Source organism: Aestuariivirga sp. (genome assembly GCF_037139295.1).
GTDB lineage: Bacteria > Pseudomonadota > Alphaproteobacteria > Rhizobiales > Aestuariivirgaceae > Aestuariivirga.
This window is the reverse complement of the sequence record NZ_JBAXGR010000078.1, coordinates 1-14,640: the sequence shown is the minus strand read 5'-3', so window position 1 is coordinate 14,640 and position 14,640 is coordinate 1. Positions and strand designations below refer to the sequence as shown.

19 protein-coding genes and 1 pseudogene are annotated in these 14,640 nt (G+C 64.5%); 13 read left to right on the top strand and 7 right to left on the bottom strand.

Annotated elements, in window-relative coordinates:
* The 13 genes and pseudogenes from WCJ41_RS16290 to WCJ41_RS16230 form a co-directional block, all read left to right on the top strand.
* Positions 1-354, top strand: a pseudogene (locus tag WCJ41_RS16290) (chlorophyllide reductase iron protein subunit X); the annotation flags it as partial.
* A 5-nt stretch (positions 355-359) separates the two neighbouring features.
* Positions 360-1,898, top strand: a complete 1,539-nt coding sequence (gene bchY, locus WCJ41_RS16285; protein ID WP_336906889.1) for a chlorophyllide a reductase subunit Y — start codon at positions 360-362, stop codon at positions 1,896-1,898.
* Between the two features lie 28 nt (positions 1,899-1,926).
* Positions 1,927-3,369: a chlorophyllide a reductase subunit Z gene (gene bchZ / locus WCJ41_RS16280; protein ID WP_336906888.1), complete on the top strand. Its 1,443-nt coding sequence runs from the start codon at positions 1,927-1,929 to the stop codon at positions 3,367-3,369.
* 48 nt (positions 3,370-3,417) lie between these two features.
* Positions 3,418-3,633, top strand: coding sequence for a hypothetical protein (locus WCJ41_RS16275; protein WP_336906887.1), 216 nt, complete (start codon positions 3,418-3,420; stop codon positions 3,631-3,633).
* A gap of 108 nt (positions 3,634-3,741) precedes the next feature.
* Positions 3,742-3,960: a light-harvesting antenna LH1, beta subunit gene (pufB, locus tag WCJ41_RS16270; protein ID WP_336906886.1), complete on the top strand. Its 219-nt coding sequence runs from the start codon at positions 3,742-3,744 to the stop codon at positions 3,958-3,960.
* Between the two features lie 13 nt (positions 3,961-3,973).
* A complete protein-coding gene (pufA, locus tag WCJ41_RS16265; protein WP_336906885.1) occupies positions 3,974-4,159 on the top strand; it encodes a light-harvesting antenna LH1, alpha subunit in 186 nt (61 codons plus the stop codon).
* 137 nt (positions 4,160-4,296) lie between these two features.
* Positions 4,297-5,121: a photosynthetic reaction center subunit L gene (gene pufL / locus WCJ41_RS16260; RefSeq protein ID WP_336906884.1), complete on the top strand. Its 825-nt coding sequence runs from the start codon at positions 4,297-4,299 to the stop codon at positions 5,119-5,121.
* A gap of 22 nt (positions 5,122-5,143) precedes the next feature.
* Positions 5,144-6,112 carry a photosynthetic reaction center subunit M gene (gene pufM / locus WCJ41_RS16255; RefSeq protein ID WP_336906890.1) on the top strand — a complete coding sequence of 323 codons (969 nt, stop codon included), beginning with the start codon at positions 5,144-5,146 and terminating at the stop codon, positions 6,110-6,112.
* A gap of 10 nt (positions 6,113-6,122) precedes the next feature.
* Entirely contained in the window at positions 6,123-7,181 is a 1,059-nt protein-coding gene (gene pufC / locus WCJ41_RS16250) for a photosynthetic reaction center cytochrome PufC (RefSeq protein ID WP_336906883.1), read from the top strand.
* Between the two features lie 100 nt (positions 7,182-7,281).
* The gene (pufB, locus tag WCJ41_RS16245; RefSeq protein ID WP_336906882.1) at positions 7,282-7,437 is read left to right on the top strand and encodes a light-harvesting antenna LH1, beta subunit; all 156 of its coding nucleotides are present in this window, start codon (positions 7,282-7,284) and stop codon (positions 7,435-7,437) included.
* Between the two features lie 12 nt (positions 7,438-7,449).
* Entirely contained in the window at positions 7,450-7,731 is a 282-nt protein-coding gene (locus WCJ41_RS16240; RefSeq protein WP_336906881.1) for a light-harvesting protein, read from the top strand.
* Positions 7,732-7,844: 113 nt separating this feature from the next.
* A complete protein-coding gene (locus WCJ41_RS16235) occupies positions 7,845-9,248 on the top strand; it encodes a PucC family protein (protein WP_336906880.1) in 1,404 nt (467 codons plus the stop codon).
* Positions 9,249-9,282: 34 nt separating this feature from the next.
* The gene (locus tag WCJ41_RS16230) at positions 9,283-9,858 is read left to right on the top strand and encodes a hypothetical protein (protein ID WP_336906879.1); all 576 of its coding nucleotides are present in this window, start codon (positions 9,283-9,285) and stop codon (positions 9,856-9,858) included.
* Positions 9,859-9,986: 128 nt separating this feature from the next.
* On the opposite strand, the gene fni is transcribed toward WCJ41_RS16230, so the two are convergent.
* The 7 genes from fni to WCJ41_RS16195 form a co-directional block, all read right to left on the bottom strand.
* Complete coding sequence (fni, locus tag WCJ41_RS16225; protein ID WP_336906878.1) at positions 9,987-11,003, bottom strand: type 2 isopentenyl-diphosphate Delta-isomerase; 1,017 nt, start codon at positions 11,001-11,003, stop codon at positions 9,987-9,989.
* 36 nt (positions 11,004-11,039) lie between these two features.
* Positions 11,040-11,420 carry a cytochrome c family protein gene (locus WCJ41_RS16220; RefSeq protein ID WP_336906877.1) on the bottom strand — a complete coding sequence of 127 codons (381 nt, stop codon included), beginning with the start codon at positions 11,418-11,420 and terminating at the stop codon, positions 11,040-11,042.
* Between the two features lie 29 nt (positions 11,421-11,449).
* Positions 11,450-11,749 carry a hypothetical protein gene (locus tag WCJ41_RS16215; protein WP_336906876.1) on the bottom strand — a complete coding sequence of 100 codons (300 nt, stop codon included), beginning with the start codon at positions 11,747-11,749 and terminating at the stop codon, positions 11,450-11,452.
* A 7-nt stretch (positions 11,750-11,756) separates the two neighbouring features.
* Positions 11,757-12,245, bottom strand: a complete 489-nt coding sequence (locus tag WCJ41_RS16210) for a TspO/MBR family protein (RefSeq protein WP_336906875.1) — start codon at positions 12,243-12,245, stop codon at positions 11,757-11,759.
* Positions 12,242-13,429, bottom strand: coding sequence for a geranylgeranyl diphosphate reductase (locus WCJ41_RS16205; RefSeq protein WP_336906874.1), 1,188 nt, complete (start codon positions 13,427-13,429; stop codon positions 12,242-12,244). Before WCJ41_RS16205 ends, WCJ41_RS16210 begins: the two co-directional genes overlap by 4 nt.
* Before the next feature lie 4 nt (positions 13,430-13,433).
* On the bottom strand, positions 13,434-14,096 hold the full coding sequence (locus tag WCJ41_RS16200) for a PucC family protein (RefSeq protein ID WP_336906873.1): 663 nt from the start codon (positions 14,094-14,096) through the stop codon (positions 13,434-13,436).
* Between the two features lie 278 nt (positions 14,097-14,374).
* Positions 14,375-14,545, bottom strand: coding sequence for a hypothetical protein (locus tag WCJ41_RS16195; RefSeq protein ID WP_336906872.1), 171 nt, complete (start codon positions 14,543-14,545; stop codon positions 14,375-14,377).
* Positions 14,546-14,640 lie beyond the last annotated feature (95 nt).

Below are 14,640 nucleotides of genomic sequence, written 5' to 3'. Positions count from 1 at the left end.
GTCATCAACAAGGATGACGGCACGGGCGAGGCCGCGGCCTTTGCCGAAAAGGTGGGCATCCCCGTGCTCTCCGCCATTCCGGCCAACGAGGACATCCGGCGCAAGAGCGCCAATTATGAAATCATCGGCCGTCCGGGCGGCGAATGGGGTGCCATGTTCGCGGAACTCGCCGAGAACGTGGCCACCGCCCCGCCCATGCGCCCTACACCGCTCGACCAGGACGGCCTGCTCGGCCTGTTCTCGGGCGACACGGTGGGCCGCAACGTGGTGCTGGAACCAGCCTCCCTTGAAGACATGTGCGGCGGCACGCTGATCGTGAAGCCGTCCCTCGAAGTCATCTACGACGCGGTGTAAGGCACATGGCAACCACCCTCATCGACAGGACGAGACCCGGAACGGAACCGGCGCCCAAGGCGGCGGATGCTGCCGGCGTGTCCTGCCATGCAGGCAAGGAAGAACTGACCAAGGCCGCGGCCGCCGCGGGCAAGAGCGAAGTGCTCGAGCAATATGCGCGTGACTATGCGCTCGGGCCCCATGACCAGCCGCAGAGCATGTGCCCCGCCTTCGGCTCGCTTCGCGTGGGGCTTCGCATGCGGCGCACCGCGACCATCCTCTCGGGCTCGGCCTGCTGCGTCTATGGCCTGACCTTCACGTCCCACTTCTATGGCGCGCGCCGCAGCGTCGGCTATGTGCCGTTCAATTCCGAGACGCTGGTCACCGGCAAGCTGTTCGAGGATATCCGCGAAGCAGTGTTCAACCTCGCCAAGCCCGAAGACTACGACACCATCGTCATCACCAACCTCTGCGTTCCGACTGCGTCGGGCGTGCCGCTGCAGCTGCTGCCGAAGGAGATCAACGGCGTGCGCATCATCGGCATCGACGTGCCGGGCTTCGGTGTGCCGACTCACGCGGAAGCCAAGGACGTGCTGTCAGGCGCCATGCTGCGCTATGCCGCCGAGGAAATCCGCCAGGGCCCGGTTGCGGCACCTCGCACCGCGCGTGGAGCTCTCCCCACCATCACGCTGCTGGGCGAAATGTTCCCGGTTGACCCCGTTTCGATCGGCCGGATGCTGGAGCCGATGGGGCTTGCCGCCGGCCCCGTCGTTCCGGTGCGCGAATGGCGCGAGCTGTTCTCGGCCTTCGATTGTGCCGCCGTGGCGGCCATCCACCCCTTCTACACGGCCTCGGTCCGCGAGTTCGAGACCGCCGGCCGCACGGTCGTCGGTTCTGCGCCCGTCGGCCATGACGGCACCGCCGCCTGGCTTCAGGCAATCGGTGATGCCTGCAACGTGGCACCCGCCAAGGTGGCCGCAGCACAGAATGCCATTCTCCCCGCCATCAAGGGTGCCCTTGCAGCAAAGCCCATCAAGGGCCGCATCACGGTGTCAGGCTATGAAGGTTCCGAGCTCCTCGTCGCCCGCCTGCTGATCGAGAGCGGTGCAGAGGTGCCCTACGTCGGCACCGCCTGCCCCAAGACGCGCTGGTCGGACGCCGACCGTGAGTGGCTGGAGGCGCGCGGCGTCACCATCCAGTTCCGCGCCTCGCTGGAGCAGGACATCGCGGCAATGAAGGATGCAAAGCCAGACCTCGCCATCGGCACGACGCCGGTGGTGCAGAAGGCCAAGTCCATGTCGATCCCGGCCTTGTACTTCACCAACCTGATCTCGGCGCGGCCCTTGATGGGCCCTGCAGGCGCGGGCTCGCTCGCGCAGGTGATCAACGCGGCACTCGCCAACAAGGCGCGCTTCGACACCATGCGGGACTTCTTCGAGGGTGTGGGCGAAGGCCATGCCGCCGGCGTGTGGGAGGAGACCCCGGTCGACCGCCCGGAGTTCCGCAAGAAATACGCCGGCATGCTGGCCGCCAAGGCCAAGTCGGAAGAGGCGGTGGGCACATGACAACCATCGCCAGAGCACAGGTGACGCCATGTTCGTGATCGATCACGACCGCGCAGGCGGATATTGGGGTGCCGTCTACGTCTTCACCGCGATCAAGGGATTGCAGGTGATCATCGACGGCCCGGTCGGCTGCGAGAACCTGCCGGTCACATCCGTCCTCCATTACACTGACGCGCTTCCCCCGCATGAGCTGCCGATCGTCGTCACCGGCCTCTCGGAAGAAGAGCTCGGCCAGCACGGCACCGAAGGCGCCATGCGCCGCGCCCACAAGACGCTCGACCCCACCATGCCGAGCGTCGTCGTCACCGGTTCCATCGCCGAGATGATCGGCGGCGGTGTCACGCCGCAGGGCACTGGCATCCAGCGCTTCCTGCCGCGCACCATCGACGAAGACCAGTGGCAGTCCGCCGACCGCGCGCTGAACTGGCTGTGGACCGAATTCGGCATCAAGAAGAAGCAGGTTCCCTCCGCCAAGCCCCGCAAGGAAGGCGAGCGCCCCCGAGTCAACATCATCGGCACCATTTACGGCACCTTCAACTCCGCCTCGGACCTGGCCGAGATCCGCCGCCTGGTCGAAGGCATCGGCGCGGAAGTGAACATGGCCTTCCCGCTCGGCAGCCACCTGGCTGATGTGCCGAAGCTGGCCAATGCCGAAGCCAACATCTGCATGTACCGCGAATTCGGCCGCAAGCTGTGCGAAGCGCTCGATCGCCCCTATCTGCAGGCGCCCATCGGGCTTCATTCCACCACCAAGTTCTTGCGCAAGCTGGGCGAGATCCTGGGACTTGACCCCGAGCCCTTCATCGCGCGCGAGAAGCACACCACCATCAAGCCGCTGTGGGACCTGTGGCGCTCGGTGACGCAGGACTTCTTCGGCACGGCGAGCTTCGGCGTCGTCGCCAGCGAAACCTATGCGCGCGGCCTCGAGAATTTCCTCGGCGAGGAAATGGGGCTCCCCTGCAACTTCGCCGTCTCGCGCAAGTCGGGCGAGAAGACCGACAACGTGGCGATCCGCGCACTGGTGAAAGAGAAGACGCCGCTCATCCTGTTCGGCAGCTACAACGAGCGCATGTACCTGGCGGAAGCCGGTGGCCGGGCCATGTATATACCCGCCTCCTTCCCCGGCGCCATCATTCGCCGCCACACCGGCACGCCCTTCATGGGCTACGCAGGTGCGACCTACCTCATCCAGGAAGTGTGCAACGCGCTGTTCGATGCGCTGTTCAACATCCTGCCGCTCGGCCCCGACATGGACAAGGTCGAGGCCACGCCAGCAAAGCGTGAGCAGGACATCGCCTGGGACGCCGATGCCAAGTCGTTCCTCGATGAATGGCTCGAGCGCCAGCCGGTGCTCGTGAGGATTTCCGCGGCCAAGCGCCTGCGTGACGGGGCGGAAGCCCATGCGCGCAAGCAGGGTTCCGCAACAGTCGCCGAAGAAGACGTACGTTCTGCAACCCGGGAGCTCGCGTGATGACGCTGCTCTCCAACCTCTTTCCTACTGACATCGGGAGATAACAGCATGTCGATGATCAACGCCCACCGCCAGGAAGACTCGAAACTGGAGTTCAGCCTCCTCATGTGGCTGGCCTTCGCCGTGTTCTTCGTGGCGATCACCGCCACCCGGCTCGTGCCGCGCAGCGTGCGCCCGCGGGTCGGCGGCCATGACGACGGCAAGTCGATCTTCGCCGCCGCCAAGGCCGCGACATACAACTCAATTCCCTTCGCGTTCATGTGAAGGGTTTCCTATTCGCAGCGCTCTCCGGAGCAAGGCGGGTAACCGGGCCGCGCGGTCACTCAGCGGTAACGGGCCCTTCAACAAGGCCCTCAGACGGAGGTCAGTAACATGGCCGATAACAAAGGGTCGGGAATTTCCGGCCTGACCGAAGCCGAAGCAAAGGAATTTCACGCGATCTTCGTTTCGAGCTTCATTGCCTTCACCTTGGTGGCGATCGTCGCCCACTTCCTGGCCTGGCAATGGCGCCCGTGGATTCCTGGACCCAATGGCTATGAAAGCACCGACCTGAGCCCGCTTCTCGGCACGCTCACGTCGATGTTCACGTAAAGGAGGATTGGATATGTGGCGCATTTGGCTGTTGTTCGATCCGCGCAGGACGCTCGTCGCGATGGCGACCTTCCTGTTCGTTCTCGCTCTCGTCATCCACTTCATTCTGCTGTCCACCGACCGGTTCAACTGGCTCGAGGGCGGCGTGGCGAAGAAGGCCGCGAGCATGGACGTCACGATCAGCGAGATGGTCGGCTGAGGCCGCCCATTCCGCAACTCTTGTGGACGGAACGGGCCTTCACCGACGCGTTCCGTCCACACACCACACCGAGACATGAGGGCCGGTTCGACCGGCAATGACAAGATCGCCGGCCTCCGCCGGCAGGAGTGACCATCATGGCCATGCTGAGCTTCGAGAAGAAATACCGCGTCCGCGGCGGAACGTTGATCGGAGGCGACCTGTTCGACTTCTGGGTCGGCCCCTTCTACGTCGGTTTCTTCGGCGTGCTCACGGCCTTCTTCGCCTCGATCGGCACCGCGCTCATCGTCTATGGCGCGGCGATCGGCGGCACCTGGAACCTCTGGCAGATCAATATCGCACCGCCGGACCTCAGCTATGGCCTGGCGCTGGCGCCGCTGAAGCAGGGCGGGCTGTGGCAGATCATCACCGTCTGCGCCACCGGCGCCTTCGTCAGCTGGGCGCTGCGCGAGGTGGAAATCTGCCGCAAACTCGGCATCGGCCTTCATGTGCCGGTGGCCTTCTCCTTCGCCATCCTGGCCTATGTGACGCTCGAGATAATCCGGCCATTCCTGCTGGGCGCCTGGGGCCATGGCTTTCCCTATGGCATCATCAGCCATCTCGATTGGGTGTCGAACGTCGGCTACCAGTATCTCCACTTCCACTACAATCCGGCGCATATGATCGCCATCACGCTGTTCTTCACCTGCACGCTGGCGCTGGCGATGCACGGCGGCCTCGTGCTGTCGGCCACCAATCCGCCCAAGGGCGAAACGGTGAAGACGGCCGAACACGAGAACAGCTTCTTCCGCGATCACATCGGCTATTCGATCGGCACGCTGGGCATCCATCGCTTGGGCCTTTTCCTGGCGCTGGGCGCTGTCTTCTTCAGCGCCGTCTGCATCGTGATCTCGGGGCCCTTCTGGACCCGCGGCTGGCCCGAATGGTGGAACTGGTGGCTCGACCTGCCGATCTGGTCTTGAGCGCGGAGGACATGACATCATGATGATCGAATATCAGAATATCTTCACCCGCGTTCAGGTTCACGGACCTGATGACCTGGGCGTGCCCATGAAGCCCGGCAACTGGCCGCGCGAAAAGGGCATCACCACCAACTGGCTCTTGGGCATCATCGGCGATGCGCAGCTGGGCCCGATCTATATCGGCGGCATCGGCATCATGTCGCTGCTCTGCGGCTTCATCGCCATCGAGATCATCGGTCTCAACATGCTGGCCTCGGTGAACTGGAACCCGATCCAGTTCGTGCGCCAGCTGTTCTGGCTCGGCCTCGAGCCGCCGCCGGCCAAGTATGGCCTGGCGCTCGCACCGCTGCGCGAGGGCGGCTGGTGGCAGATGGCCGGCTTCTTCCTCACCATCTCCATCCTGCTGTGGTGGGTGCGTACTTACAGGCGCGCCCGCGCGCTCGGCATGGGCACGCACATTGCCTGGGCCTTCGCCGCGGCGATCTGGCTTTACCTCGTGCTGGGCTTCATCCGCCCGCTGCTCATGGGCAATTTCTCGGAAGCCGTGCCCTTCGGCATCTTCCCGCATCTCGACTGGACGGCGGCCTTCTCGATCCGCTACGGCAACCTCTTCTACAACCCCTTCCACATGCTCTCGATCGCCTTCCTCTATGGCTCGGCACTGCTCTTCGCCATGCACGGCGCCACCATCCTCTCCGTTTCGCGGCTGGGCGGCGAGCGCGAGATCGAGCAGATCATCGATCGTGGCACGGCGTCCGAACGCGCGGCCCTGTTCTGGCGCTGGACCATGGGCTTCAACGCCACGATGGAGTCGATCCACCGCTGGGCGTGGTGGTTCGCGGTCCTGTGTCCGCTTGTCGGCGGCATCGGCATCCTGCTCACCGGCACGGTGGTGGACAACTGGTACCTCTGGTCGGTGAAGCATGGCGTTGCCCCTATGTATCCCTTCGACCTGACGGCCCCCATCGTCGATCCGGCGACGGCGCAATAGGAGTGGACAGATGAAACTTTCGGCCACCACCCTCACCGCCTCGCTTCTCGTCACCGTCATCGCGGTCCTGCTCATCATCCCGATGATGCTGCAGTGGGAACGCCCGCCAATGGAGTCGACCCAGCTCGGCTTCCGCGGTCTGGGGATGGACAAGATCACCAACCCGCGCCTCGCCGAGAAGGTCAAGGCCGCCAACCCGCTGCCGACTCCTGACGACCCCGTCCCCAATGACGGCGTACTCGTGAAGGACGACAAGGAAAACTACAAGAACGTGCAGGTGCTGGGCGACCTCGACACCGCGCAGTTCAACCGCCTGATGGGCGCCATCACGCTGTGGGTGGCTCCGCAGGAAGGCGACAACGCCTCCTGCGCCTATTGCCACAACGTCGAGAACATGGCCTCGGACGAGATATACACCAAGGTCGTCGCACGGCGCATGCTGCAGATGACCCGGGCCATCAACACCCAGTACAAGAGCCACGTCGCGGAAACCGGCGTCACCTGCTACACCTGCCACCGCGGCCAGCCGGTGCCGGCCAATGTCTGGGCCACCAACCCGGGGCCGAAGCAGGCAGGCGGCATGGCTGCCAGCCGCGACGGCCAGAACCTCGCGGGCCAGCCGGTCCCGGCCTTTTCCTCGCTGCCCTATGATCCCTTCACCACCCTTCTCAACAAGCCGGCCGAGGTCATCCGCGTGCAGGCCACCACGGCGCTGCCGGGCGGCACGGGTTCCGACATCAAGGCGACAGAGAAGACCTATGCGCTGATGATGCACATGTCGACGGCGCTCGGTCAGAACTGCACCTTCTGCCACAACACCCGCGCCTTCTCGAACTGGGAGCAGAGCCGGCCGCAGCGCGTCACTGCCTGGCACGGCATCCAGATGGTGCGCGACATCAACAGCACATACATCGGCTCACTGACCGACGTCTTCCCGGCCAACCGCAAGGGCCCTGAGGGCGACGTCTACAAGACGAACTGCGCCACCTGCCACAACGGCGTGAACAAGCCGCTCTATGGCTTCTCGATGGCCAAGAGCTACCCCGAACTCTCGGTTCCCAATCCATGAGGACCGCGAGCAACCCGAACCTTGTCGTTGATGAAATGACGGGAAACCTGCGTGCGGGTACAGCACGAAACGCAAGTCTGAATCTGGAGGTACAAGCTAGATGATTGACGATCCCAACAGGGTTTGGCCCACCGGCCTTACCATCAAGGAGTCAGAAGAGCTCCACAAGCACGTCATTGACGGCGCGCGTGTGTTCTTCGTGATTGCCCTTTTCGCCCATCTGCTGGCGTACATCTACTCGCCATGGCTGCACTAGGAGGGACATGACATGAACCAAGGTAGAATCTGGTGCGTCGTCAACCCGACGGTCGGCCTTCCGCTGTTCATCGGCGGTGTGGCGGTGACGTCTCTCGTGGTCCATGCGTCAGTGATGACGCACACCACCTGGATGTCGAACTTCTGGCAGGGCGCCGCGGCCAAGACGGCCGCCGTCGACACCACCATCGCTCCGGTGGCGTCGAATGTCACGAAGACCGGCGATGGCTATGTCATCACCGTGAAGGTGACACCCGATGGAACACTCGACGGCTCGAAACTGGCCGCCAAGTAGCATGACGCGGCCGTTCCGCAACGGACGGCAACGACAGCGCGGGAGGTGCGCGGACTGCGAATGTCCGCTCTCCTCCCGCACGACCATCTTCATCATCTGAGCGTCAATACGCCATGAACCGCATCAGCCAGAGCATGATGAGAGCCTGGGCCGGGCTCGGAACGAAGTATCTGCCCTTCGCGGATGCGGCGACCGAGGACGTGCCGCTGTCGCGCCTGCTGCGGCTCTCACTGTTTCAGGTTTGCGCCGGCATGACGCTGGTGCTGCTGGTCGGCACGCTGAACCGGGTGATGATCGTGGAACTCGGTGTTCCCGCTTCGCTCGTCGCCGTGATGCTGGCGCTGCCACTGGTCGCAGCGCCGTTTCGCGCACTGATCGGCTTCAAGTCGGACACCCACCGCTCCGAGCTCGGCTGGAAGCGGGTTCCTTATATCTACAAGGGCACGATGCTGCAGTTCGGCGGGCTTGCCATCATGCCCTTCGCGCTTCTCGTGCTGGCGCGCCAGGGACATGCGGCTGAGGTACCTCCTCTCGTTGGCCAGCTGGCCGCAGGCCTCGCCTTCCTGCTGGTGGGTGCGGGGCTGAACATCACCCAGACCGTCGGCCTGGCGCTGGCCACCGACCTCACCCCGCCCGAGAAGCAGCCCAATGTCGTGGGCCTCATGTATGTCTCGCTGCTGGCGGGCTCGATCATCAGCGCACTGATCTTCGGTGCGCTTCTCGCCAACTTCTCGAACGGTCGCCTCGTGCAGGTGATCCAGGGTGCGGGCGTCGCCACGCTGGTGCTCAACGGCATTGCGGTGTGGAAACAGGAGGCGCGCGGCCGGGCCAAGCCCCGCCATGCCACGGCCCCCGACCCGACATTCCAGGAATCCTGGTCGAGCTTCATGGCGGGCGACAGGGCGCTGGCGCGGCTGATCGCTGTCGGCGTCGGCACGCTCGCCTTCTCGATGCAGGACGTGATGCTGGAGCCCTATGGCGGCCAGGTGCTGGGCCTTGCGGTGTCGCGCACCACGCTGCTGACCGCGGCGATGGCGGCGGGCGGGCTCATCGGCTTCAGCCTCGCGTCCTATGTGCTCAGCCGCGGCTTCGATGCCTTCCGCATGGCATCCCTCGGCGCCATGGTGGGCGTTCCGGCCTTCCTCATGATCATCCTGGCGGCCCCGCTGATGTCGCCGGTGCTGTTCGGACTCGGCACCTTCCTGATCGGCTTTGGCGCCGGCCTGTTCGGCCACGGCACGCTGACCGCCACCATGAACAGTGCTCCGCCGGAGCAACGCGGCCTGGCGCTCGGTGCCTGGGGTGCGGTGCAGGCAACGGCTGCCGGCATCGGCGTGGCGCTGGGCGGCGTCATCCGCGACACGCTCTCCTCGCTGGAGCCCGGAAGCGTGCTGACACCCTATCTTTCGGTCTATATCCTGGAGGTGATCCTGCTGATTGCCGCCATCGTTACCATGACTGCCCTCATCAGAGGCCCCGCCGGGGCTGTTCCAGCCAACACGGCTCATATTCGATGAGCTGCCCCCCAACCCGCATGGAGAAGGAGCCAACATGAGCCACGAAATCACCCGGATGTTTGCCAACGCAACAGCGGCCAAGAATGCCGCCGACGAGCTGCGCGAGGAAGGCTATGGCGACATCAACGTGGTGTCACCCTCCGGTTCCGACGTGCCGGTGTCGGCCATTGCCGCGCAGATCGCGCAAGGCCACGTGCTGCTGGCGGATGCCAAGATCTATGCCAAGGGCGTTGCCGCCGGCCATTCGCTGGTAACGGTCCATGCCCCCTTCGGCACCGGCAAGGTGGCGGAATACATCCTCGACTCGCATGGCCCGATCGACTCGGGCATGCCGAAGGCCGCGCCCGATCGCATTTGGGACGAGGCAACACCCTTCTCCAGCACGATGGTGCTGCCGGTGCTGATCGACGACCCGGATCCGGCCTCGCGGGCAATCGGCATTCCGGCGCTCACCTCCAGCGACTGCGGCCTGTCAGAGGCCATCGGAATGCCGCTGCTGACCAACGGTGTGTTTGGCGATCGCGGCAAGCTCGGCCTCCCGTTCCTGTCGAACAACCCAACGCCGCTCTCCTCCGCACTGGGCCTGCCGTTGCTGACCAAGCGGCAGTAGCAAGCGCTCCGCCACAGCATTCGCCTTCATCATCGCCGGGCGTGACCCGGCGATCCCTTTTGGCGGTTCAGTAAAGGATGCCCGGGTCGAGCCCGGGCATGATGAGAGGGGTGGAGGACGGAAGGCCGTTAGAGCAGTGGGGCCCTGCCCAGCGCCTTCAGGTCCTTCGACCCTGTGGCAAGGCACGCAATACGCAGCGCGTTGGCGAAGGCTTCGACGTGGGCGACGACGGCCTCCGTGCCTTTCATGGCGGCGGGCAGCAGCGATGCGGCCTGGCCTGCGAGACTGGCGCCCAGTCGGATGGCCCTGGCGGCGTCCAGCCCGTGGCGGATGCCGCCGGACGCGATGAGCGGCGTGTCCGGACACACAGCGCGCACCTCCGCGAGGCAGACGGGCGTGGGGATGCCCCAGTCACGGAAGATCTCGCCGAGGTTCTGGCCATCGGGCTCGCTCAGGCGCGCGCCTTCGACGGCGGCCCAGCTGGTGCCACCGGCGCCTGCCACGTCGATGGCGGCAACGCCACAGGCGACGAGGCGGCGCGCCACCTCTCCGGAAATGCCGCTGCCCACTTCCTTGGCGATGACGGGCACCGGCAATACGCGGGCCAGCTTTTCGATTGCGGCCTCGACACCTGCCCAGTTGCGGTCGCCACCCGGCTGCACGGCTTCCTGCACGGGGTTGAGGTGGAGGATCAGCGCATCGGCCTGAAGCTGGTCCACCGCGCGGTGGGCCTCCTCCAGCCCCATGCCATTGACGAGCTGCACGGCGCCGAGATTTCCGTAGATGGGAATTGAGGGCGCGATGCGGCGAAGCTCAGGCCCCAGGCCCGAACTGTCCTTCGTGGTGAGCGAGATGCGCTGGGAGCCGACGCCCATGGCGAAGCCCAGCTGCTCGGCCGCTTCGGCGATGGCGCGGTTGATGCGGTCGGAGACGTCCGGGCCGCCGGTCATCGACGAGGCGAGGAAGGGCAGCCGCAGCGGGCGCCCGAGGAACGTGGTGGAGAGGTCGATGACAGCGTAGTCAACCTCCGGCAGGGCATTGTGCCGGAAGCGCACATGATCAAACCCGGCGGGCACGCTGTGGCGTGCCGCGCCGGCCAGGACGATATCGATATGATCGCGCTTGCGGCGCTCGATCTCGCTCATGCGGCTAGACGCCTGAGCCGATCAGGTGCCGAGCGATCAGGGATTGGCCGCGAGATAGGCGATGATGTTCTGCACATCCTCAGGCTTCTTCAGGCCGCCGAAGGCCATCTTGGTGCCGGGCACATAGGCCTTGGGGTTGGGCAGGTAGGCGGTGAGAGTCGCTTCGTCCCACACTTGGCCCGCCGCACCCTTGGCAGCCATGGCTTCGGAATACTTGTAGTCCGGCACCGAGGCGGTCTTGCGTCCGACAACGCCCTTCAGCGTCGGGCCGATCTTGTTCACGCCCTTCTGGTTCTCGTGGCAGGCCTTGCACTGGGCGAAGACCTTTTCGCCGGCGGCGGCATCACCCGCGGCATGGGCCGGGGCGGCGAACAGCACGGCAGAGGCCAGTGCGGCGAAGACGGCTTTCTTGATCATCGGATATTCCTTCACGGTTTGACGTCAGTTCAATCGGAGGAAGGCACGCCCTCGGCATGTCTTGTAGCGCTCAGTCTTAGAACCACATCGGCCAGATGCGCAAGCAGTCCGCCAACCAGGTAGATTGCGACAAAGAGCCATCCCGATTGCTGCAGCGCGGCGCGCAGCGCCAGCACCAGACACGCCCCGGCAAGGCTATTTGCCACAAATGACAACAGGAGGAAGGTCCTTTGCCTCCGCCAAAAGTAGTATCCCGCAACGGCAATCTCGATGGCCAGCACCACCAGCATCACCGTCGCGATCTGACCTGAGTATACGAATTGCTCCATGGCCGGATCACCCGAAGGGCCCGTTCATCTGCACGATGCGCAGGTTGAGGAAGGAGGCGATGGATACCCACAGCAGATAGGGCGCCAGCAGGATGCCCGCCCAGGTGGACGCCGAGCCCAATACGATGACGAGGCTGAGCACCGAGAACCACAGCAGCACAACCTCGCGCAGCGCCCAGTCGGGGCGGCGCATCTTGAAGAAGATGCCGCTCCACGCGATGTTGACGATGGCATTGATGGCCAGCACCCAGAAGATCATCGGCCGGGCACCCGTCCCCTCTGCCGCCTGCCATGCAAGCGCCGTGGCGATCACCGCCAGCACGAAGATCGTTGTCCACACCGGGCCAAAGGCCCAGTCCGGCGGCTTCCACGCGGGCTTCTTCAGGGTGTCATACCAGTCGCCGGTCTCGGTCAGCACCGCACCGGCTATGGCAACGACAATGGTGACCGCAGAGGCAATGCCGAGCGGCCAGAGGAATTCGGGTGTCCAGCTCATGTCGGCCGGACAATACCCAAAAGATGCGCCATGTCCTTGAGGAAAATCTTGACGTGGGCGATGGGTCCTTTGCGGGACAGTTTCTTCTCGGTGTAGGACTCCCAGGTCAGGCGCTGCACGTCCTTGTCCTCGCACATCTTCACGAAGCTTTCGCGGCGCTTGTCGCTCGAGTACCAGAAATACTGCATGATGCCGAGAATGAAGAAGATGCGGCCATGCTCCTTCATGAAGCGCTTGCGGGCGGTTGCCAGCTGGCGCGCATCGCCCGTCTTGAGGAAGCCGATGGCCGCGTCTGCCGCCAGCCTCCCGCCCAGCATGGCATAATAGATACCCTCGCCCGAGGCCGGCGCCACGACGCCCGCGGCATCGCCCGCCAGCACCACGTCGCGGCCATTGTCCCAACGCTTCAGCGGCTTCAAAGGAATGGGCGCACCTTCGCGGCGTAGCGTCTGGCCGTCAAAGCCCATCTGCTGGCGCAGGTCGGCGACCGCACCTTTCAGCGAGAAGCCCTTGTTGGCACTGCCCGTACCAACGCTCATCGTCTTCCCATGCGGAAACACCCAGGCATAGAAGTCGGGCGACAGGGCGCCGCTGTAATAGACGTCGCAGCGGTCGGACTCATATTCCTCGGACCGCCCTTCGGGCGCCTCGATGATCTCGTGATAGGCGAAGACGTAAGGCACCTTGTGCGCGCCGCGCACCGTGTCCTTGCCGATCTTCGACAGCGCACCATCAGCCCCGATCACGCAGCGCGCGCGCAGCGTTCCCGGTGTTCCGTCCTTCTCCTTGTAGTGGACGGTGGCAGTGCCATAGCCATCGCGCGAGAAGCTTTCATAGGTGCCGGTGCGGCGCTCGGCACCAGCACTCGCGGCGCGTTCACGCAGCCACTCGTCGAAGGGGCCGCGGTCCACCATGCCGACATAGGAATTGGTCACCGGCATGTCGACCTTGCGGTCGGTCGGCGAAATGATGCGGGCGGAGAAGATGCGCGCCACCAGCATTTCCGGCGGAATTTCGAAGTCGCGGATGCAGCGCGGCGGAATGGCGCCACCGCAGGGCTTGATGCGCCCTGCCCTGTCGAGCAGCGCAACCGTCAGGCCCGCCCTGGCGGCATCATGTGCCGCGGTGGCGCCCGAAGGTCCGCCGCCGACCACCACGAGGTCAAAAATCGTTTCTGCCAGCATGTTGCTAACTCCCGCTTGCCTGGTGTCGCGCAGCGAGCACCAGGGGGTTTGCCGTCTCGCCGAAGCCGTCCTTCGCACCCACCGCTGCGGCAAGCAGTGCCGCCACGATGAAGAAGCACGCCTCGACCGCAAAAACCGTCGCATAGGCCATGACCGGTGAGCCCAGCACCATGCGTGAAATGTCGGCCAGTGCCGTTCCCGCAAAGCCGCCGATGCCGAAGGCGATTGCCTGCGACGCGCCGAACAGGCCCATGCGCACGCCTTCACGTGATGTGCCGTTGTTGGCCATGTTGAACATCGAACCGATGGCCGCCACCGCGAACACGCCGTTGCAGAAGCCCAGCGCGAAGACCGATGGCTTCAACGGCCAGCCGGGGCCGACCTTTGCCGCGGCCACGAGGCCGACGAGGGCCAGCGCCGAGCCGAGGCAGCCCAGCACCGTCCAGTTCCTGAGCGTCATCAAGCGCGGCAGCAGCGTCGAGGCAGCCCCCACCAGCACCATGCCGAGCAGCGCGAAGACGACCAGTGACGCACCGCCCGCCCCCGGCCGCGTCATCTTCATGAGTTCGCGTTGAAGCTCCTTCATCGCCTTCGGATCGAGCTGGTCATCGTTGCCGCCAATCCTTGGGAATGGCCCCACCGAAAAACCTTCGCCACCGGGAGCCATGTCGGGACCATCGTCCCCGTCTTCGTCTCAAGCGAAGGCCGGTGTCGGTTCGAGCCACGACCACGGCGGCGATTCGCGCGACGACGCGAAGTCACCCATGTCGAACATCGGCTTGTAACCGAGCATCGTCAGTTGAATGAGTGCCCCGCCAAGATGCCGATCGACAGATAGACGCACAGAAACTTCCACCAGCCGAGCTTCCCCTCGACGACGATCCCGAACGCCCACAGGAAGAACATGCTCGCGAGCAGATGCCCGATCCCGAAATGCAGGAAGTTTTAAGCGACCCACTCGAGCGGATGCAGCCCGTTGCCGTACTGCAGCAACCACCCTTCGTCGTTGTAGCCCATGCCGGTGATGGCAAACGTGATGCAGTTGATGACGATCAGCACGATCGTCATGTACGGGAAGTGATGGATCGGAGCATCAGTGCTGTACGGGATAATCATCGATGATTCTCACGTTCAGGGGTTTGTTGAATGCGGCCACGGTTCAAGCAGTTCACCGTAGAAAAGAGTTTCACGTCGCCTCGTCACGGCCAAAG

What these genes read in the sequence shown, in the direction of transcription:
- fni (WP_336906878.1), bottom strand. Translation starts at nt 11,003, where the DNA reads ATGAGCGAGATCGAGCGCCGCAAGCGCGATCATATCGATATCGTCCTG.
- WCJ41_RS16230 (WP_336906879.1), top strand. Translation starts at nt 9,283, where the DNA reads ATGAGCCACGAAATCACCCGGATGTTTGCCAACGCAACAGCGGCCAAG.
- WCJ41_RS16205 (WP_336906874.1), bottom strand. Translation starts at nt 13,429, where the DNA reads ATGCTGGCAGAAACGATTTTTGACCTCGTGGTGGTCGGCGGCGGACCT.
- WCJ41_RS16240 (WP_336906881.1), top strand. Translation starts at nt 7,450, where the DNA reads ATGAACCAAGGTAGAATCTGGTGCGTCGTCAACCCGACGGTCGGCCTT.
- bchZ (WP_336906888.1), top strand. Translation starts at nt 1,927, where the DNA reads ATGTTCGTGATCGATCACGACCGCGCAGGCGGATATTGGGGTGCCGTC.
- WCJ41_RS16235 (WP_336906880.1), top strand. Translation starts at nt 7,845, where the DNA reads ATGAACCGCATCAGCCAGAGCATGATGAGAGCCTGGGCCGGGCTCGGA.
- WCJ41_RS16195 (WP_336906872.1), bottom strand. Translation starts at nt 14,545, where the DNA reads ATGATTATCCCGTACAGCACTGATGCTCCGATCCATCACTTCCCGTAC.
- WCJ41_RS16215 (WP_336906876.1), bottom strand. Translation starts at nt 11,749, where the DNA reads ATGGAGCAATTCGTATACTCAGGTCAGATCGCGACGGTGATGCTGGTG.
- bchY (WP_336906889.1), top strand. Translation starts at nt 360, where the DNA reads ATGGCAACCACCCTCATCGACAGGACGAGACCCGGAACGGAACCGGCG.
- WCJ41_RS16275 (WP_336906887.1), top strand. Translation starts at nt 3,418, where the DNA reads ATGTCGATGATCAACGCCCACCGCCAGGAAGACTCGAAACTGGAGTTC.
- pufB (WP_336906882.1), top strand. Translation starts at nt 7,282, where the DNA reads ATGATTGACGATCCCAACAGGGTTTGGCCCACCGGCCTTACCATCAAG.
- pufB (WP_336906886.1), top strand. Translation starts at nt 3,742, where the DNA reads ATGGCCGATAACAAAGGGTCGGGAATTTCCGGCCTGACCGAAGCCGAA.
- WCJ41_RS16210 (WP_336906875.1), bottom strand. Translation starts at nt 12,245, where the DNA reads ATGAGCTGGACACCCGAATTCCTCTGGCCGCTCGGCATTGCCTCTGCG.
- WCJ41_RS16200 (WP_336906873.1), bottom strand. Translation starts at nt 14,096, where the DNA reads ATGGCTCCCGGTGGCGAAGGTTTTTCGGTGGGGCCATTCCCAAGGATT.
- pufC (WP_336906883.1), top strand. Translation starts at nt 6,123, where the DNA reads ATGAAACTTTCGGCCACCACCCTCACCGCCTCGCTTCTCGTCACCGTC.
- pufA (WP_336906885.1), top strand. Translation starts at nt 3,974, where the DNA reads ATGTGGCGCATTTGGCTGTTGTTCGATCCGCGCAGGACGCTCGTCGCG.
- WCJ41_RS16220 (WP_336906877.1), bottom strand. Translation starts at nt 11,420, where the DNA reads ATGATCAAGAAAGCCGTCTTCGCCGCACTGGCCTCTGCCGTGCTGTTC.
- pufM (WP_336906890.1), top strand. Translation starts at nt 5,144, where the DNA reads ATGATCGAATATCAGAATATCTTCACCCGCGTTCAGGTTCACGGACCT.
- pufL (WP_336906884.1), top strand. Translation starts at nt 4,297, where the DNA reads ATGGCCATGCTGAGCTTCGAGAAGAAATACCGCGTCCGCGGCGGAACG.